16 protein-coding genes are annotated in these 18,292 nt (G+C 58.6%); 8 read left to right on the forward strand and 8 right to left on the reverse strand.

Annotation, left to right across the window (positions count from 1 at the left end):
* Positions 1-143 precede the first annotated feature (143 nt).
* The 4 genes from dapB to grpE form a co-directional block, all read right to left on the reverse strand.
* The gene (gene dapB / locus CKW23_RS18885) at positions 144-947 is read right to left on the reverse strand and encodes a 4-hydroxy-tetrahydrodipicolinate reductase (RefSeq protein ID WP_025258489.1); all 804 of its coding nucleotides are present in this window, start codon (positions 945-947) and stop codon (positions 144-146) included.
* 24 nt (positions 948-971) lie between these two features.
* On the reverse strand, positions 972-2,105 hold the full coding sequence (dnaJ, locus tag CKW23_RS18890; RefSeq protein WP_025258488.1) for a molecular chaperone DnaJ: 1,134 nt from the start codon (positions 2,103-2,105) through the stop codon (positions 972-974).
* A 324-nt stretch (positions 2,106-2,429) separates the two neighbouring features.
* Positions 2,430-4,346 (reverse strand): molecular chaperone DnaK, encoded by a 1,917-nt coding sequence (dnaK, locus tag CKW23_RS18895; RefSeq protein WP_025258487.1) that lies wholly within the window; start codon positions 4,344-4,346, stop codon positions 2,430-2,432.
* A 103-nt stretch (positions 4,347-4,449) separates the two neighbouring features.
* Complete coding sequence (gene grpE, locus CKW23_RS18900) at positions 4,450-5,013, reverse strand: nucleotide exchange factor GrpE (protein WP_025258486.1); 564 nt, start codon at positions 5,011-5,013, stop codon at positions 4,450-4,452.
* 271 nt (positions 5,014-5,284) lie between these two features.
* Here grpE and recN point away from each other — a divergent pair, with 271 nt between their 5' ends.
* The gene (gene recN / locus CKW23_RS18905; RefSeq protein WP_025258485.1) at positions 5,285-6,958 is read left to right on the forward strand and encodes a DNA repair protein RecN; all 1,674 of its coding nucleotides are present in this window, start codon (positions 5,285-5,287) and stop codon (positions 6,956-6,958) included.
* A gap of 51 nt (positions 6,959-7,009) precedes the next feature.
* Here the strand turns inward: recN and fur are convergent, their stop codons facing one another.
* Positions 7,010-7,417 (reverse strand): ferric iron uptake transcriptional regulator, encoded by a 408-nt coding sequence (gene fur, locus CKW23_RS18910; protein WP_025258484.1) that lies wholly within the window; start codon positions 7,415-7,417, stop codon positions 7,010-7,012.
* 98 nt (positions 7,418-7,515) lie between these two features.
* On the opposite strand from fur, the gene CKW23_RS18915 reads away from it, so the two are divergent.
* Positions 7,516-8,037 carry an outer membrane protein assembly factor BamE gene (locus CKW23_RS18915; protein WP_095068114.1) on the forward strand — a complete coding sequence of 174 codons (522 nt, stop codon included), beginning with the start codon at positions 7,516-7,518 and terminating at the stop codon, positions 8,035-8,037.
* A gap of 66 nt (positions 8,038-8,103) precedes the next feature.
* Here CKW23_RS18915 and CKW23_RS18920 read toward each other — a convergent pair whose 3' ends face one another.
* Together CKW23_RS18920 and CKW23_RS18925 are read right to left on the reverse strand one after the other, a co-directional pair.
* The gene (locus CKW23_RS18920) at positions 8,104-8,418 is read right to left on the reverse strand and encodes an RnfH family protein (RefSeq protein WP_025258482.1); all 315 of its coding nucleotides are present in this window, start codon (positions 8,416-8,418) and stop codon (positions 8,104-8,106) included.
* Positions 8,411-8,845 carry a type II toxin-antitoxin system RatA family toxin gene (locus CKW23_RS18925; protein WP_025258481.1) on the reverse strand — a complete coding sequence of 145 codons (435 nt, stop codon included), beginning with the start codon at positions 8,843-8,845 and terminating at the stop codon, positions 8,411-8,413. The genes CKW23_RS18920 and CKW23_RS18925 overlap by 8 nt, the downstream gene beginning before the upstream one ends.
* Before the next feature lie 127 nt (positions 8,846-8,972).
* Here CKW23_RS18925 and smpB point away from each other — a divergent pair, with 127 nt between their 5' ends.
* Positions 8,973-9,455, forward strand: a complete 483-nt coding sequence (gene smpB, locus CKW23_RS18930) for an SsrA-binding protein SmpB (protein ID WP_025258480.1) — start codon at positions 8,973-8,975, stop codon at positions 9,453-9,455.
* 129 nt (positions 9,456-9,584) lie between these two features.
* On the opposite strand, the gene CKW23_RS18935 is transcribed toward smpB, so the two are convergent.
* Positions 9,585-10,352 (reverse strand): GntR family transcriptional regulator, encoded by a 768-nt coding sequence (locus CKW23_RS18935; RefSeq protein WP_025258479.1) that lies wholly within the window; start codon positions 10,350-10,352, stop codon positions 9,585-9,587.
* A 356-nt stretch (positions 10,353-10,708) separates the two neighbouring features.
* On the opposite strand from CKW23_RS18935, the gene CKW23_RS18940 reads away from it, so the two are divergent.
* The 5 genes from CKW23_RS18940 to CKW23_RS18960 all read left to right on the forward strand — a co-directional run bounded on the left by CKW23_RS18940 (position 10,709) and on the right by CKW23_RS18960 (position 18,255).
* Positions 10,709-12,400 (forward strand): lactate permease LctP family transporter, encoded by a 1,692-nt coding sequence (locus CKW23_RS18940; protein WP_095068115.1) that lies wholly within the window; start codon positions 10,709-10,711, stop codon positions 12,398-12,400.
* 98 nt (positions 12,401-12,498) lie between these two features.
* The gene (locus tag CKW23_RS18945) at positions 12,499-13,323 is read left to right on the forward strand and encodes a (Fe-S)-binding protein (protein WP_095068116.1); all 825 of its coding nucleotides are present in this window, start codon (positions 12,499-12,501) and stop codon (positions 13,321-13,323) included.
* On the forward strand, positions 13,320-14,777 hold the full coding sequence (locus CKW23_RS18950) for a LutB/LldF family L-lactate oxidation iron-sulfur protein (RefSeq protein WP_095068117.1): 1,458 nt from the start codon (positions 13,320-13,322) through the stop codon (positions 14,775-14,777). Before CKW23_RS18945 ends, CKW23_RS18950 begins: the two co-directional genes overlap by 4 nt.
* Positions 14,777-15,448: an LUD domain-containing protein gene (locus CKW23_RS18955; protein ID WP_095068118.1), complete on the forward strand. Its 672-nt coding sequence runs from the start codon at positions 14,777-14,779 to the stop codon at positions 15,446-15,448. The genes CKW23_RS18950 and CKW23_RS18955 overlap by 1 nt, the downstream gene beginning before the upstream one ends.
* Entirely contained in the window at positions 15,445-18,255 is a 2,811-nt protein-coding gene (locus CKW23_RS18960) for an FAD-binding and (Fe-S)-binding domain-containing protein (protein ID WP_095068119.1), read from the forward strand. Before CKW23_RS18955 ends, CKW23_RS18960 begins: the two co-directional genes overlap by 4 nt.
* The last annotated feature ends 37 nt before the right edge of the window (positions 18,256-18,292 follow it).

Genomic DNA, 18,292 nt, shown 5'->3' on the forward strand with positions numbered 1-18,292 from the left:
TCACCCCGCTTTCTTATAGATTCATCTGCGCGCTTTTAGTGGACACACTAAAGCTGTAGCTTACAGAAAAAGCCTTTTTTGGTCTACCACCAATGAGCCCGAAAACCCACGGAATGCGACAAGGCTGAATCCGGCACTCACAATCAACGCAGCTCCAGCACGTCCTGCATGTCATAAAGACCAGGAGCCCTACCATCGAGCCACATGGCAGCCCGGACGGCTCCCTTGGCAAACGTCATCCGGCTGGATGCCTTGTGGGTGATTTCCACGCGCTCGCCATCAGCGGCGAACAAGACCGTATGGTCACCCACGATATCGCCAGCCCTGATGGTCGCAAAACCAATCGCCTGACGATCACGAGCACCGGTCTGACCTTCACGACTATGGACAGCGACCTTTTCCAGATCACGACCCAGCGCCTCGGCAACCACTTCGCCCATACGCAATGCAGTACCCGAAGGCGCATCGACCTTGTGACGGTGGTGAGCTTCGGTGATTTCGATATCGACGTCGTCGCCCAGCACGCGAGCAGCCGTATCCAGCAGCTTCAGGCAGAGGTTCACACCCACGCTGAAGTTGGCAGCGAAAACGATAGGGATCTCTTTCGCTGCCTCAACCAGTTGCAGCTTCTCTTCAGCACTGAAACCCGTGGTGCCGATGATCATGGCCTTGCCCGCCTTGCGGCAGAAAGCCAGATTCTTGAGCGTCACCGTAGGGTGCGTGAAGTCGATCAACACATCGAACTCATCGGCAACCCGGGCAACATCACCCGACAACGGCACGCCGATACGACCCAGCGCAGCCAGCTCTCCGGCATCAGCACCCACCAGCGTGCTGTCCGGACGATCAATGGCTGCCGTCAGCCCGGCGCCCGGCGCCGACAGAACCGCCTCAATCAAAGTCTTACCCATGCGCCCGGCGGCGCCTACCACAGCAATACGTCGCATAACCTTCTCCTGCCCAGTCAGCCCTTACAAGTCACCGAAGAAACGCTTCACACCCTCGAACCAGCCACTGGCTTTCGGAGAGTGAGAGTCGTCGCCTTCAAGCGAAGTACGGAACTCTTCAAGCAGTTCACGCTGACGCTTGCCGAGGTTGACCGGCGTTTCAACCGCAACACGACACATCAAGTCGCCAGCACCGCCGCCACGCACCGGAGCCACACCCTTGCCACGCAAGCGGAACTGCTTGCCGGTCTGGGTGCCTTCAGGGATCTTCAACTTGACCCGACCATCCAGCGTCGGCACTTCAAGCTCGCCACCCAGCGCCGCGTCAGTGAAGCTGATTGGCACTTCGCAATACAGATGCTTGCCGTCGCGCTGGAAAATGGCGTGTTCACGCACATTGATCACAACGTACAGGTCGCCGGTCGGCCCGCCCTGGGAGCCCACCTCGCCTTCGCCGGACAGACGAATGCGGTCACCGGTATCGACACCTGGCGGAACCTTGACCGAGAGGGTCTTGGATTCTTCGACACGGCCTTCGCCATGGCACGAATCGCACGGATCGGAAATGATCTTGCCGTGACCATGGCAACGAGGACAGGTTTGCTGCACGGAGAAGAACCCCTGCTGCATGCGCACCTGACCAATGCCGCCGCATGTCGGACAAGTGACCGGCGAAGAACCTTTCTTCGCACCGCTGCCATCGCAAGGTTTGCAATTGACCAGCGTCGGAACACGGATATTCACGGTCGTACCGCGAACCGCTTCTTCGAGGTCCAGTTCCAGGGTGTAACGCAGATCGCTACCGCGCTGTGCGCCGCCACGACCGCCACCACCACGGCCACCACCGAAGAAGTCGCTGAACACGTCACCGAAAATATCGGAGAAGTTCGCACCGCCAGCGCCGCCACCGAAACCACCGCCACCCATGCTCGGGTCTATGCCGGCGTGGCCGTACTGATCGTATGCCGCACGCTTGCTGGCATCGGACAGAACTTCATAGGCCTCATTGGCCTCTTTGAACAGCTCTTCCGCAGCCTTGTCATCAGGGTTGCGGTCTGGGTGGTGCTTCATCGCAAGGCGGCGATAAGCCTTCTTCAGCTCAGCCTCGCTGGCACCCCGCTCCACCCCCAACACTTCATAATAATCACGCTTTGCCATAATTCTTCCGCACTCTTGAGGACGTTCGGCAAGACCCTCCTGAGCCTTGCCAAACTCGTTGAGCCCCATACAGGCCCGGACCCAACTCACGTCAATTCAACGATCCTGGTCTTGTTTAGACAGCCAGTTGCCTGACCGAGAAAGCGGCAGAACGAATCGCCACGCAGGAGCATGACGACCTTGCCACAGGGCGTACGGACCTTGACCCGAACGCCGGAATTTTGCCTGCTCCAGACACGCCAACGCGGGAGCAAGCTCCCGCGCGGCGACATCCTACCAGCCACCGCTCGGAACGGGTCAACTGGCTTTCAAGCAAGCCTGCGCTTACTTGTTGTCTTTCACTTCTTCAAACTCGGCGTCGACCACGTCGTCAGCCTTGGCTTTCTCTTCAGCAGGCTTGGCAGCCGCTTCAGGGTTTTCAGCCTGCTCAGCGTACATTTTCTGAGCGATTGGCGCGGAAACCTTGGACAGCTCTTCGATCTTGGCTTCGATAGCAGCCTTGTCGTCGCCTTTCACGGCAGCTTCCAGAGCAACCAGAGCAGCCTCGACAGCGGTCTTCTCTTCTGCGGTCACTTTGTCGCCAGCATCGCTGATCATCTTGCGAGTCGAGTGAACCAGCGCATCACCCTGGTTACGGGCAGATGCCAGCTCTTCAAACTTACGGTCTTCTTCGCTGTTAGCTTCAGCGTCGCGGATCATCTGCTGGATTTCTTCATCCGACAGACCCGAGTTAGCCTTGATCACGATGGACTGCTGCTTGCCAGTCGCCTTGTCTTTCGCGCCTACGTGCAGGATGCCGTTGGCGTCGATGTCGAAGGTGACCTCGATCTGCGGAACGCCACGTGGAGCTGGTGGAATCTCGGCCAGGTCGAACTTGCCCAGGGACTTGTTCTGACCGGCTTGCTTACGCTCACCTTGCAGTACGTGAATGGTTACAGCGTTCTGGTTGTCATCGGCAGTCGAGAACACTTGCGATTTCTTGGTAGGAATCGTGGTGTTTTTCTCGATCAGCGCAGTCATCACGCCGCCCATGGTTTCGATACCCAGAGTCAGCGGGCTGACGTCCAGCAGCAGAACGTCCTTGACGTCACCGGCCAGTACCGCGCCCTGGATAGCAGCACCCATGGCAACCGCTTCGTCAGGGTTGACGTCCTTACGAGCTTCTTTACCGAAGAACTCGGTTACCAGTTTCTGAACCAGCGGCATACGAGTCTGGCCACCGACCAGGATCACGTCATTGATCGAACCGATGTCGATACCGGCATCTTTCAGAGCGATACGGCATGGCTCGATAGTGCGCTGAACCAGGTCTTCAACCAGCGATTCCAGCTTGGAGCGCGAGATTTTCACGTTCAAGTGCTTTGGACCGGTAGCGTCTGCAGTGATGTACGGCAGGTTGACGTCGGTCTGCATGCTGGAAGACAGCTCGATCTTGGCTTTTTCAGCAGCTTCTTTCAGACGCTGCATCGCCAGCGGGTCACCTTTGAGGTTCATGCCGCTTTCTTTCTTGAATTCGTCGACGAGGTAGTCGATCAGACGAATGTCGAAGTCCTCACCACCCAGGAAGGTGTCGCCGTTGGTTGCCAGCACTTCAAACTGATGCTCGCCGTCAACTTCAGCAATTTCGATGACCGAAACGTCGAAAGTACCGCCACCCAGGTCATAAACGATGACAGTGTGGTCGCCCTTCGCCTTGTCCATACCGTAAGCCAGAGCGGCTGCGGTTGGTTCGTTGATGATACGTTTGACGTCCAGACCCGCGATGCGACCGGCATCCTTGGTAGCCTGACGCTGGCTGTCGTTGAAGTAAGCCGGAACGGTGATGACCGCTTCGGTGACCGTCTCGCCGAGGTAGTCTTCGGCGGTCTTCTTCATTTTCTTCAGGATTTCGGCAGAAATCTGAGGAGGAGCCATTTTCTGGCCATTTACTTCAACCCAGGCGTCGCCGTTGTCAGCCTTGGCGATTTTGTACGGAACCATCTGGATGTCTTTCTGTACGACGTCTTCTTCAAAACGACGACCGATCAGACGCTTTACTGCGTACAGAGTGTTATGCGGGTTGGTTACCGCCTGACGCTTGGCGGACTGGCCGACCAGGATTTCGCCATCGTTGGCATAGGCAATGATCGAAGGAGTAGTACGAGCGCCTTCGGCGTTCTCGATAACCTTGACGTTGCCGTTTTCCAGAATAGAGACGCAGGAGTTGGTGGTCCCCAGGTCAATACCGATAATCTTGCCCATCTTTGACTCTCCCGAAACTTTTGATTGGGTTGCCGCAACTGCGTTTACAAATTGCGGTAGCTCTTAAACGCTTGGCCTATAAATGGGGGCCAGACAGCTGATTTCAAGCCTGCTCATCAATTGATGGCGAAACAGGCGACGGTGCCTTGCTGACCACGACCATGGCCGGACGCAGCAGACGACCGTTGAGCTGATAACCCTTCTGGAACACTTTCAGAACGCTGTTTGGTTCGACATCCGCGCTTTCCTGCATCGCCATTGCCTGATGATGTTCGGCATTGAATGGCTGACCGTGCGGGTCGATGGCCTCCAACTGATAACGCTTGAGGGTGTCGTTGAACATCTTGAGCGTCAGCTCGATACCTTCACGCATCGGACGAATGCTTTCGTCGTCCGGATTGGACAGGTCCAGACCACGCTCCAGGCTGTCCACGATAGGCAGCAGATCGCCAGCGAACTTCTCAAGAGCGAATTTGTGAGCCTTTTCCACATCCTGTTCTGCACGACGACGTACGTTCTGCAGATCCGCAGCAACACGCAGGGACTGGTCCTGTGCCGCAGTCAATTGCTCTTCGAGCACCTGCACACGAGTTGCCAGATCATCACCCGAAGCTGTCTCGCCAGCCTGGTCCTGGGTTTGCGCATCCAGATTCTGTTCGTCAGCCATAGTGTTCTCCTCTCAAAAACGTCCGCGAACCCATCTCGCGCTTCTGCCCCCTATATGGGAACGGATTTTCAGGCTTCAAGGGCTCGACACGACGGATATGCGCATTGCCTGAAAATTTTCTTGAGCGATGCATACGCTGAGCGGAGCCGTTTTCATCACGGTCCGGACTAAAAAAGCTCGATAACCGATCAAATCGAGCTAAGTTCAAGCATTGTCAGAACCAAATAAAACACTGTATAAATAACCAGACAAATCGCTTGGGAGCCACTCCATGCTGGTGCACCTTTCCGTACATAACTACGCCATCGTCGAACACCTTGATCTGGAACTGGATCGAGGCATGAGCGTAATCACTGGCGAAACCGGTGCCGGCAAGTCGATCATGCTCGACGCTCTGGGCCTGACGCTCGGCGATCGCGCCGACAGCGGCGTCGTTCGCCCCGGAGCCGACAAGGCCGATATCCTGGCCACCTTCGATCTGTCCGATATTCCCGAAGCGCAAACCTGGCTGAAAGAGCGCGACCTGGACAACGACGGCCCGTGCATTCTGCGGCGAGTCATTACCGCTGAAGGGCGCTCACGCTCCTACATCAACGGCACGCCATGCCCCCAAGGCGACCTCAAGGCCCTGGGCGAACTGCTGATCGATATTCATAGCCAGCATGAACACCAGTCGCTGTTGAAAACCGATACCCACAGACGCTTGCTGGATGAGTACGCCGGCGCGACCGAACTGGCGCGCCAGGTTCAACTGGCCGCCCAACGCTGGCGCCAGACCCGTCAGGAGCTGGAACGGCTTTCCAACTCTGGCGACGAACAGCGCGCACGGCACCAGTTGCTCAGCTATCAACTGGAAGAGCTGGAAAGCCTGAGCCTGGGCGAGAACGAACTGGAGCAGCTCGAGCAGGAACACAAGAACCTGACCAACGCCGAAAGCCTGCTGAGCATCTGCCGCCAGGTCGTCGAGCAATGCAGCGAGAGCGATTCGGGCAATGTGCTGAATGCATTGACCGCCAGCCTGAACCGCCTGGGCAGCATCAACAATTCACCCACAGCCCTGAGTGAAGCCACCGGCCTGCTGTCCAGCGCACAGATACAGATAGAAGAAGCCGTCGGCGAACTGAATCGTTTCCTGGATCACTTCGATGCCGACCCGGCCCGCCTGCAACAGCTCGAAGAGCGTCTGGACAGCATCTACACACTGGCTCGCAAGCACCGCATCCAGCCAACCGAGCTGAGCGAACTGCAACAGAAGCTGCTGGATGAAATTGAAACCCTGAATGCCAACGACGAATCCATCGAGCGACTCGAGCACGAACTGGCTTCATTTGCCCGCCACTATCAGGAAAAAGCCAGGGAGCTGAGCGATTCGCGCCAACGCGCATCTACCGAACTGGCCAGCGCAGTCGAGGAAGAAATCCAGCGTCTGGGCATGCCCGGCGGTCGATTCACCATCGAGTTGAAACCCAATACTGGCAACGACCTGCTTCCCCATGGGCTGGAACAAGTCGAATTACTGGTCAGCGCCAACCCTGGGCAGCCACTGAAAGCACTGGCCAAGGTAGCCTCGGGTGGCGAGCTGTCACGTATCAGCCTCGCCATTCAGGTGATTACCGCACAGACCTCCCGCGTACCAACGCTGGTATTCGACGAGGTCGATGTAGGCATCGGCGGCCCGACAGCCGAAATTGTCGGCCAGCTACTGCGCCGCCTGGGCGAGCGCGGGCAAGTGATGACCGTGACCCATCTGCCGCAGGTGGCAGCGCAGGGCCATCAGCATTTGTTCGTACACAAGGTCAGAGGCAGCGACGCGACCCGCACCGCCGTCTCGAAGCTCAACAAGAACGAACGCATAGAAGAAGTGGCGCGCATGCTCGGCGGCATCGACCTGACCAAGGAATCCCTGGCGCACGCGAAGAAAATGGTCATCACCGCCAAAAACTGATGATCCATAAAGCACAAAGGCGACCCTGAGGTCGCCTTTGTCGTCGCAGGCTTACGCCTTTTTGTTACGAACGTAGAGCACAAGATTGTGATCTACCAGATCGTAACCGTGTCTCTCGACGATAGCCTTTTGCAGCTTTTCGATTTCTTCGTCGAAGAACTCGATCACCTCGCCGGACTCCACATTGACCATATGGTCGTGGTGGCCGCCATCAGCCAGCTCGAACACAGCATGACCGCCGTCGAAATTGTGGCGAACCACCAATCCAGCAGCTTCAAACTGAGTCAGAACACGGTAGACCGTGGCCAGACCGACATCCTCGCTAGCCTCCATCAGCGCCTTGTAGACATCTTCGGCACTCATGTGGCGCTGCTCGGCAGAATCGAGCATTTGAAGGATTTTGACCCGTGGTAAGGTCACCTTAAGTCCTGCTTTACGTAGTTCGCTATTTTCAACCATGGTCAGCTTTCTCGCAGACGCTGCTTCGCAGCTTCTCTTAATGCAGGTATGATCCGGGTTTACGTTGTCCCAGCCAAGATAGTGGAAGTCGCCCACCGATGCAAAACACCAAGCTCTTGCTAACCAGTTTCACCCTTGTGGGACTGCTCGCACTCGCCGGTTGTTCATTCCCCGGGGTTTACAAAATCGACATCCAACAGGGAAATGTCGTCACGCAGGACATGATAGACCAGTTACGTCCCGGAATGACCCGGCGACAAGTACGGTTTATCATGGGCAACCCTCTGTTGACAGATACATTTCACACTGATCGCTGGGACTATCTGTACAGCCTGCAGCCTGGTGGCGGTGAACGCCAGCAGGAACGCGTCAGCCTGATCTTCAACGGTAACGACCAACTGGTCAGCCTGTCCGGTGACTTCATGCCTGGCGTAAGCCGCGATGAAGCCATTCTCGGTAACAGCAGCAACCAGACAGCTCCAGCTGAAAACCAGCCACAGCAAGCGCCCGAAGCGCCAGCCAAGCCAGGCTCGCTACTGGACCAGATCCAGAAGGACGTGGACAGTGTCGAAACTGTTCCAGTGCCTGTGCAGGAACCCCTGGAAACAACTCCGCATTAATCGGAAACAGTTTCCACAAAAAAGCCCGGCATGCCGGGCTTTTTGCTGTCTGGCGCTTTTAAAAAATCAGGACCCGGCACCTCTGTTCAAGCGCGCCTTGGCCGCACGCAAGCGCCGCACTTCCATGGGGTCAGCCAGCAGCGGGCGATAGATCTCGATGCGATCACCCGCCTCCAGCAAACGAACCGAAGGATCTTTCACGGCCTTACCAAAAATGCCCACAGGGCATTCAGCCAGATCCAGCTCGGGAAACCGGCTCTGCATGCCTGATGCAAAAAGCGCCTGACGAACCGACGAGCCCGCTGGCACCGAGACGCTGAGCAACACCTGGCGATCAACGGCAGCATGCACCACCTCGATCTGGATCAGTTCGTCAGACATGCAGCTCTTTGGCTCGCTGACAAAAGGCATCCACCAGGGTATTGGCCGCCTGATTGAACAGTGGCCCCAGCGTGGCGCGCACAATGGAGCCGGCATAATCAAAGGTGAGGTCCAGGCTGATCTTGCAGGCCTTGTCACCCAGTGGCTTGAATGTCCAGACACCATGCAATTGACTGAAAGGCCCCTCGACCAGATCCATCACAATGGATTCTCCGGGCACCAGTACATTGCGCGTTACAAACTTCTGGCTCAGGCCACCTTTGGCGACCTCCAGACTTGCACGCATGTGCGTCTCGCTTTCCTCAAGCACCACCGCCGCAGCGCACCAAGGCAAAAACTCGGGATAACGAGCCACATCATTGACCAGGTCGTACAGAAACCGGGCCGGATACGGCAAAAGAGCCGAGCGCTGAATATGCGTAGTCATGTGAGCGTCATTTCCAAAGCTGAGCGGCAAACAATAGAGACAAGCATTGTCCGGGATTCATCCTTCGTGCTCAAGCGCACGCTTTCCCGTAGCCGACATTGAAGCAACTCCCTATAATGCGGCCCCTATGGCTAAGCTCAAGAAACATCCCACAGGGACCATCGCGCAAAATAAAAAAGCGCGTCACGATTACTTCATCGAACACAAGTTCGAGGCCGGTCTGGTCCTGGCTGGCTGGGAAGTAAAAAGCCTGCGTGCCAACAAGGTGCAGCTGGTTGACAGTTATGTGCTGCTCAAGGATGGCGAGGCCTGGCTGATGGGCAGCCATATCACGCCGCTCAAGACCGCCAGCACACACGTCATCGCTGACCCGACACGCACCCGTAAACTGTTGCTGAACCAGCGCGAGCTTGAAAAGCTCACAAGCTCGGTGCAGCAGAAAGGTTATGCCTGCGTAGCCCTTTCCCTTTACTGGAAGCAGCACTTGATCAAGTGCGAAATTGCTCTGGGCAAAGGCAAGAAGGAATACGACAAGCGCCATACCGAGCGAGAGCGCGATTCGGACCGCGAGCTGCAACGGGCCGTGCGCAGCAAGGGCAAAGACGACTGACCCAAGCCCAACCCGTGGGAACGAATTCATTCGCGAATAACTGTTTTCGCGAATGAATTCGCCCCTACACCGCCCTCTGTTTGCTGCGAGACAGCGCAGTGCCAGGGACACGGCGGAGCCTCTGCTGCATCACATCTTGTTTCGGCGCTCCGCACGCGCTGTGCGTTGAACCTGTTGCCGTACTTCTTCCAACACTTCCTGCACATAGGTCAGGTGGCGGCTGGACACCTCCCGCGCATCCTCGGCACGCCCTTCGATAATCGCCAGATACAACTCACGATGCTGCTGGATGAGCATGTCGCGGGTTTCAGCGCGCTGCTGGTACATGCCGCCGATATTGATCACCACATTGCGCTTGAGCAGGTCGAATAACCCCCGAATCGTATGCAGCAAAACGGTGTTATGGCTGGCCTCGGCAATCGCCAGGTGGAAGCTGGCATCGGCAGCGCCCTCCTCGGCCCGACTCACCTCGTCGGTGCAGGTGTAGCAGGCCTGCAAGGCATCGAAAGCCTCACGCAGGCGCTCACGGTCCACATCGGTGGCGCGCAGGGCTGCGTAGTAGGCGCAGGAAGCTTCCAGCGTGTGGCGAAACTCCAGCAGGTCGCGCTGGGCATCGGGGCTGCTTTCCAATAGATGCAGCAACGGGTCGCTGAAGGTCGACCCCAGGTTTTCGACCACATAGTTACCACCGCCCTGACGGCTGACCAGCAACCCCTTGGCCGTCAGTTTCTGGATGGCCTCACGCAGGGAAGGACGGGAAACACCAAACTGCTCGGCAAGCGCCCGCTCTGCTGGCAGGCGTCCACCTGACTTGAGCGTGCCTTCAAGAATCATTCGCTCAAGTTGCTCGACAATGTCATCAGACAAACGGCGCTGACGCACCTGATCAAAACCCATAACCCCTCACTTCATACCCGACTCTATTAGCGGGACCGCACATTCTGGTTTATCGCAGCCCTTCAGGCATCAGCCAGATGCAGCAGGCTGACCGTATTTTCAGGCGCACCCGACCAAAGTCCTGGCGAGACAAATTGACACATCAATAGCAAGGCTTCTAACCTAGCAATCAGACATTATAAATTGGTATTACCAATTTTCCAATGCCGGCGTCTGATGGCTGACCTCCATCACGCTGCAAGACCTTTCGATCAGAACGGCTTGAGCTGGTGAACTGTGCGATTCGTTGATCCACATCGGCCATGCGCACGACACAGAACACCGGGCCTTACCAAAAACAATTAGGGGCCACCTACATGCAGACCTGGCAACAACTCTATACACCTCTGGGCAGCCTGGGCATTTCCGCCGCCGCTGCACTCATCCCCATCGTCTTCTTCTTTCTGGCACTGGCCGTTTTCAGGCTCAAAGGCCATATAGCGGGCAGCATCACCCTGGCGCTGTCGGTGCTGGTGGCGATCTTCGCGTTCCAGATGCCTGCCGACATGGCACTGGCCGCGGCCGCTTACGGGTTCGCCTATGGCTTGTGGCCCATTGCATGGATCATCGTCGCGGCGGTCTTCCTTTACAAACTGACCGTCAAAAGCGGCCAGTTCGAGATCATCCGCAGTTCGGTCATGTCCATTACCGATGACCAGCGCCTGCAAGTGCTGCTGATTGGTTTCTGCTTCGGTGCCTTCCTGGAAGGCGCAGCCGGTTTCGGTGCGCCGGTGGCGATTACCGCGGCATTACTGGTGGGGCTGGGGCTCAATCCGTTGTACGCCGCAGGCCTGTGCCTGATCGCCAACACCGCACCCGTGGCCTTTGGCGCGCTGGGTATTCCGATCATTGTGGCCGGGCAGGTTTCGGGGATCGATGCGTTCAAGATCGGCGCCATGGCTGGCCGCCAGCTACCGCTGCTATCAGTGTTCGTGCCGTTCTGGCTGATGTTCATGATGGACGGTGTACGGGGTGTCAAGGAAACCTGGCCTGCCGCGCTGATTGCCGGCCTGAGCTTTGCGATTACCCAGTACCTCACTTCCAACTTCATCGGCCCCGAGCTGCCGGACATCACCTCGGCGCTGGTCAGCATCGTGTCCCTGACGCTGTTCCTGAAAGTCTGGCAGCCGCAACGTGCTTCGGACGCGGTCGTCGTCAGCGGTGGCTCGGCAGCTGTCGCTGGCAGCTCCGGTGGCTTCGGCCAGCCACGCACCACCGTCAAGTCGCCTTACAGCCTGGGCCAGATCATCAAGGCCTGGTCGCCCTTCCTGATTCTGACCGCCATGGTGACGGTCTGGACCCTCAAGCCGTTCAAGGCCATGTTCGCCGCAGGCGGTGCCCTGCAAGCCTGGACCATTAACATCGCAGTGCCATACCTGGACCAACTGGTGATCAAGGGCGCGCCCATCGTTGCCAAGGCCACCGCCATGCCAGCGGTCTACAAGTTCGACCTGATCGCCGCGTCGGGCACCGCGATTCTGTTCTCGGCGATTCTGGCCATGATCGTGCTGCGCATCAGCCCGAAGATTGGTCTGACCACCTTCAAGGAGACACTGATCGAGCTGCGCTGGGCCATTGTCTCCATTGGCATGGTGCTGGCCTTCGCCTTCGTCATGAACTACTCGGGCATGTCCTCGACCCTGGCGCTGGTGCTGGCCGGCACCGGCGCAGCGTTCCCGTTCTTCTCGCCGTTCCTTGGCTGGCTGGGCGTGTTCCTGACCGGCTCCGATACTTCGGCCAACGCGCTGTTCGGTTCGTTGCAAGCCACCACGGCACACCAGATCGGCGTCAGTGATGTGTTGATGGTTGCCGCCAACTCCAGCGGCGGCGTGACCGGCAAGATGATCTCGCCGCAATCCATCGCCGTAGCCTGCGCTGCGACCGGGCTGGTGGGCAAGGAATCGGACCTGTTCCGCTTCACCCTCAAACACAGCCTGTTTTTCGCCACCATCGTGGGCTGCATCACCTATGCCCAGGCCTACTGGTTCACCGGCATGATCGTTCACTGATTACAAAAAAGACGCGAAGCCCTGACGCCGGACCCAACCACTGGCGTCAGCCATTCATGCCCCGAACGGATAACCGGGCCCACCCGGAGAAACACCTGATGAGCGAGCTTTTCTACAACGCATCACCCAACGCCACCCGCGTCGCGCCACCGCGTCATGGGCCACGGCAATACCCGACTGAAAAACCGCAGCGGGTTTACCTGTTCGGCACCTGTGTGGTCGACCTGTTTTTCCCTGACGCCGGGATGGACGCCATTCACCTGCTCGAACGCGAAGGCATCCAGGTCGACTACCCGCAAGAACAAAGCTGCTGCGGACAACCGGCCTACACCAGCGGCTACACCGATCAGGCCCGGGAAGTGGCGCGCGCCCAACTGGCGCTGTTCGCGGGGGACTGTCCGGTAATCGTGCCCTCCGGCTCCTGCGCCGGCATGTTTCGCGAGCACTACCCCGAACTGTTCAAGGACGAGCCTCACACCCTTGAACAGGTTCGCGCCCTGGCCGCACGCACCTATGAACTGACCGAATTCCTGCTGTTCGTTTGCAAGGCCCGACTGAACGATCAAGGCCAACCGATCAAGATTGCCCTGCACACCTCCTGCTCGGCACGCCGCGAAATGAACACCCATCTGCATGCTCGCGAACTGCTGTCGCAGTTGGGCAATGTAGAGCGTGTCGAACATGACCATGAAAGCGAATGCTGCGGCTTCGGCGGGACATTCAGCGTGCGCATGCCGGATATTTCCGGAGCGATGGTGGCCGACAAGACACGCGCCCTGAAGGCGTCCGGTGCAGACCAGATTCTCACCGCCGATTGCGGCTGCCTGATGAATATCAACGGCGCACTGGAGAAACAACGCGAATCCCTGCGCGGCCTGCATCTGGCCAGCTTCTTGTGGCAACGCACCGGAGGACAGCGATGAACACGCAAACCCGGATTCCGGCCGTGGAAGTCGAGACGGACTTCCGCTCCCGCGCCCATCAGGCCCTTGGCGACACCCAGTTGCGCGGTAACTTCCGACGCGCCATGGACTCGCTGATGACCAAGCGTGCGGCAGCCTTCAGCGACCCCGAAGAACGTGAAGACCTGCGCGAACTGGGCAATGCGATTCGCGCACGAGCCTTGTCCAGACTGCCGGATCTGCTGGAGCAGCTTGAACGCAATCTGATCCGAAACGGCGTGAAGGTGCATTGGGCCGAAACCGTCGAGCAGGCCAATGACATCGTGCTCTCCATCGTCAACGCCCACGAAGCCAGGCAAGTGATCAAAGGCAAGTCGATGGTCAGTGAAGAGATGGAAATGAACGACTTCCTGGGCGAGCGCGGTGTCGAGTGCCTGGAAGCAGACATGGGCGAATACATCGTGCAGATGGACCACGAAAAGCCCTCGCACATCATCATGCCGGCCATCCACAAGAACGCCGGTCAGGTGGGCAAACTGTTCCATGAAAAACTGGGCGTCGATTACACCACCGACGTCGATCAACTGATCCAGATCGGCCGCCGTGTGCTGCGCCAGAAATTCTTCGAGGCGGATATCGGCGTCTCCGGCGTCAACTTCGCGATCGCCGAAACCGGCACTTTGCTGCTGGTGGAAAACGAAGGCAACGGGCGCATGGTCACCAGTGTGCCACCCGTGCATATCGCCGTGACCGGCATCGAGAAAGTCGTCGAAAACCTGCGCGACACTATCCCCTTGCTGTCACTGCTGACCCGCTCGGCACTGGGCATTCCGATCACGACCTACGTCAATATGATCTCCGGCCCGCGCAAGCCACACGAACTGGATGGCCCGCAGGAAGTGCATCTGGTGCTGCTGGATAACGGCCGTACCCAGGCTTTTGCCGACAGCGAATTACGCCAGACCCTGAACTGCATTCGTTGCGGCGCCTGCATGAATCATTGCCCGGTCTATACCCGCGTCGGCGGCCACACCTACGGCGAGGTGTATCCCGGCCCCATCGGCAAGATCATCACCCCACACATGGCGGGCCTGAGCAAAGTGCCGGATCACCCCAGCGCCTCATCACTCTGCGGTGCATGCGGCGAAGTCTGCCCGGTGAAGATCCCGATTCCGGCCTTGCTGCGCCGCCTGCGCGAAGAAAACGTCAAGGCACCGGATGCGCCCGACCGGGTGATGCGCGACCAGGGTCGCAAGTACTCGCGCAAGGAACGCCTGATCTGGAACGCCTGGTCGAAACTCAATACCTCGCCGGGCCTGTATCGCGCATTCGCTTACCTCGCCACACGCTTGCGCAGCCTGATGCCAGGTGATGTCGGGCCATGGACACAAAACCATAGCGCCCCAAAACCCGCAGCCCGCTCCCTGCATGAAATGGCCCGCGAGCATCTGAAAAAGCGGCCCGGAGAACTCTGATGAGCGCCAAGCAAAACATCCTCGCCAAACTGCGTCAGAGCCTGACAGGAACGACGCCGATTGCTGACAACTTCAATGAAGCCCTGGTGACAGAACCCTGGACCTACGCCCCTGAAGAGCGGATCGCCCAGCTACGCAAGCTGATGGAGGCCGTGCACACCGAAATCCACCTGTGTACGGAATCGGACTGGCCCCGAAGGCTTGGCGAGTTGGTGCATGATCGCCAACTGCCCAGCCTGCTGATCGCGCCCGGCACCGCCCATGGCCAACGTGTCACTGAACACTGGGCAACCCGCCCCGAACTGCCAACGCTCAAGCACTACGACCGCCCCATCGAGCAATGGAAAAAAGAACTGTTCGATGACACACCGGCTAGCTTCACCGCTACCGCCGGGGCAATCGCAGCCACCGGCAGCCTGATCCTCTGGCCGACCCGCGAAGAGCCGCGCTTGATGAGCCTGGTACCGCCCGTGCATTTCGCCCTGCTCAAGGCCAGCGATATCTACAACAACCTCTACGAAGCGCAGCGCAAACAGGACTGGACCGGCGGCATGCCGACCAATGCCCTGCTGGTTTCCGGCCCCTCCAAGACTGCCGATATCGAACAGGTGCTGGCTTACGGCGCCCACGGCCCCAAAGACCTTGTGGTCCTGATAGTGGAAGACGCATGAGCCTGTCAGAAAACTTCATCCGCGAAGCCCGACGCCTGATCCCCGAACACCGCCGCTTCGACGATCCGCTTTCGACACTGGCCTTCGGTACTGACGCCAGCTTCTATCGACTGATCCCCCAGTTGGTGATCCGAGTCGAGTCCGAAGACGAAGTGGTGGCCCTGCTCAAGCTGGCCCAGACCGAGAAAGTCCCGGTGACCTTTCGCGCAGCAGGCACCAGCCTTTCCGGCCAGGCCATCAGCGATTCGGTATTGCTGGTGCTGGGCGATAACTGGAACGCCCGCGAGGTCCGTGAACAAGGCGCGCAGATTCGTCTGCAACCCGGCGTCATCGGCGCACAGGCCAATGCCTGGCTAGCGCCGTTCGGACGCAAGATCGGACCGGACCCGGCCTCGATCAACGCCTGCAAGATCGGCGGCATCGTCGCCAACAACGCCAGCGGCATGTGCTGCGGTACAGCCCAGAACACCTATCACACGCTGGCAGGGATTCGCCTGGTACTGGCTGATGGCACACGCCTGGATACCGAAGACCCGGCCAGCGTGCAGGCCTTTCGCGCCAGCCATATCGTCTTACTGGAACAACTCGCCCACCTGGGCAGAAAAACCCGCGCCAATACCGAACTGGCCGCCAGAATCCGCCACAAATACCGCCTGAAAAACACCACGGGCCTGTCACTCAACGCCCTGGTGGATTTCGATGAGCCGCTGGATATCCTCAGCCATTTGCTGGTCGGCTCCGAAGGCACGCTGGGCTTCATCAGCGCCGTGACCTACAACACCGTGCCCGACCATCCGCACAAGGCCTCGGCCTTGATCGTCTTCCCGGACGTGGAAACCTGCTGCAACGCCGTCACCGTACTAAAAAGCCAGCCGGTCGCCGCCGTCGAACTGCTGGACCGACGCAGCATGCGCTCGGTGCAGGACAAACCCGGCATGCCAGCCTTTGTCCGTGAACTCTCGGAAAACGCTTGCGCGTTATTGATCGAAGCACGGGCGGCGTCCGAGGCTTTACTGCATGAGCAACTGGCACACATCATGGCGTCGCTGGCGTCCTTCCCCGTCGAGAAACAGGTCGACTTCACCGAAGACCCGCTGGAAAACGCACGCCTCTGGGCCATTCGCAAAGACACCTTCCCCGCCGTAGGAGCCGTACGCCAGACCGGCACCACTGTCATCATCGAAGACGTCACCTTCCCGGTCGAACAACTGGCCATTGGCGTTCGCCGCCTGATCGCGCTGTTCGACAAACATCACTACGACGAAGCCATCCTGTTCGGCCATGCGCTGGAGGGCAACCTGCACTTCGTCTTTACCCAGGGCTTCAACAATCCCGAAGAAATCGCCCGTTATCAGGCCTTCATGGAAGACGTTGCAGAACTGGTGGCCGTGGAGTTCGGCGGTTCACTCAAGGCCGAGCACGGGACCGGACGCAACATGGCACCCTTCGTCGAAAAGGAATGGGGCAGCGACGCCTATCAATTGATGTGGCAACTCAAACGCCTCCTCGACCCCAACGGCATCCTCAACCCGGACGTGGTGCTCAGCACCGATCCGCAGATCCATTTGAAGCACCTGAAACCGCTGCCAGCAGCTGACGAAATCGTCGACAAGTGCATTGAGTGCGGTTTCTGTGAACCGGTCTGCCCTTCCAAAGGCCTGACCTTGAGCCCGAGGCAACGCATCGTCATCTGGCGCGACATTCAGGCGAAGAAACGGGCCGGAACCGACACCCAGAAACTGGAGCGCGATTACCACTATCAAGGGATCGACACCTGCGCCGCCACCGGCCTGTGCGCCCAACGCTGCCCGGTTGGCATCAACACCGGCGAACTGGTCAAAAAGCTGCGCCATCAGGAAGCACACCATGCCAGGACAGCCAACTGGCTGGCGCACAATTTCAAGACAGCGGTACAAGGCGCACGCTTTACCCTGCATGCCGCCAACGGCGCGCGCATGCTGCTGGGTGCGCCGCGACTGGCAAAACTGTCAGCCAAACTGAGCAAGCTTTCAGCCGGCCGCATCCCGCAATGGACACCGGCCATGCCACAGCCGGAACAGGCCATCCGCTTCACCCCGCCCATCGAGGACCAACGTCCCAGAGTGGTTTATCTGGCAGCCTGCGTCTCTCGCGTGATGGGGCCAGCGGCCACTGATCGCGAGCAAACCTCACTGCTGGACAAGACCCGTGGCCTGCTGGAAAAAGCCGGTTATCAGGTCGTCTTCCCGGACAATCAGGACAGCCTGTGCTGCGGCCAGCCTTTCGCCTCAAAGGGCTACAACCAGCAAGCCGACGAGAAACGCCAGGAACTGCTGGCCGCGCTGATCAAAGCCAGTCGTGGCGGGCTGGACCCGATCTATTGCGACACCAGCCCTTGCACCCTGCGACTGGTGCAAGACCTCAAGGACACACGCCTGGATCTCTACGACCCGGTGCGATTCATCCGCACGCACCTGCTGGACAAACTCACCTTCACCCCGCAACAGGAACCCATTGCCGTTCACGTCACCTGCAGCACCCAACACCTTGGCGAAAGCCAGGCACTGATCGAACTGGCTCGCTTGTGCAGCGTCAATGTGGTCATCCCGGAAGGCATACATTGTTGTGGATTCGCCGGAGACAAAGGCTTTACCACCCCCGAACTGAATGCCCACGCCTTGCGATCTCTCAAGGATGCGGTGCAGTACTGCAACGAAGGCATCTCCACCAGCCGCACCTGTGAAATCGGCCTGTCGCAGCATGGCGGCATCGACTACCACGGGCTGGTGTATCTGGTTGACCGGGTGACCCGGGCGAAACCCGTTTAATGGGCCATGAAAATAAATAGAACCCCTGCGTTTCGTC

Origin of the sequence: Pseudomonas sp. Irchel 3A18 (assembly GCF_900187465.1) — a bacterium.
Lineage (GTDB): Bacteria > Pseudomonadota > Gammaproteobacteria > Pseudomonadales > Pseudomonadaceae > Aquipseudomonas > Aquipseudomonas cichorii.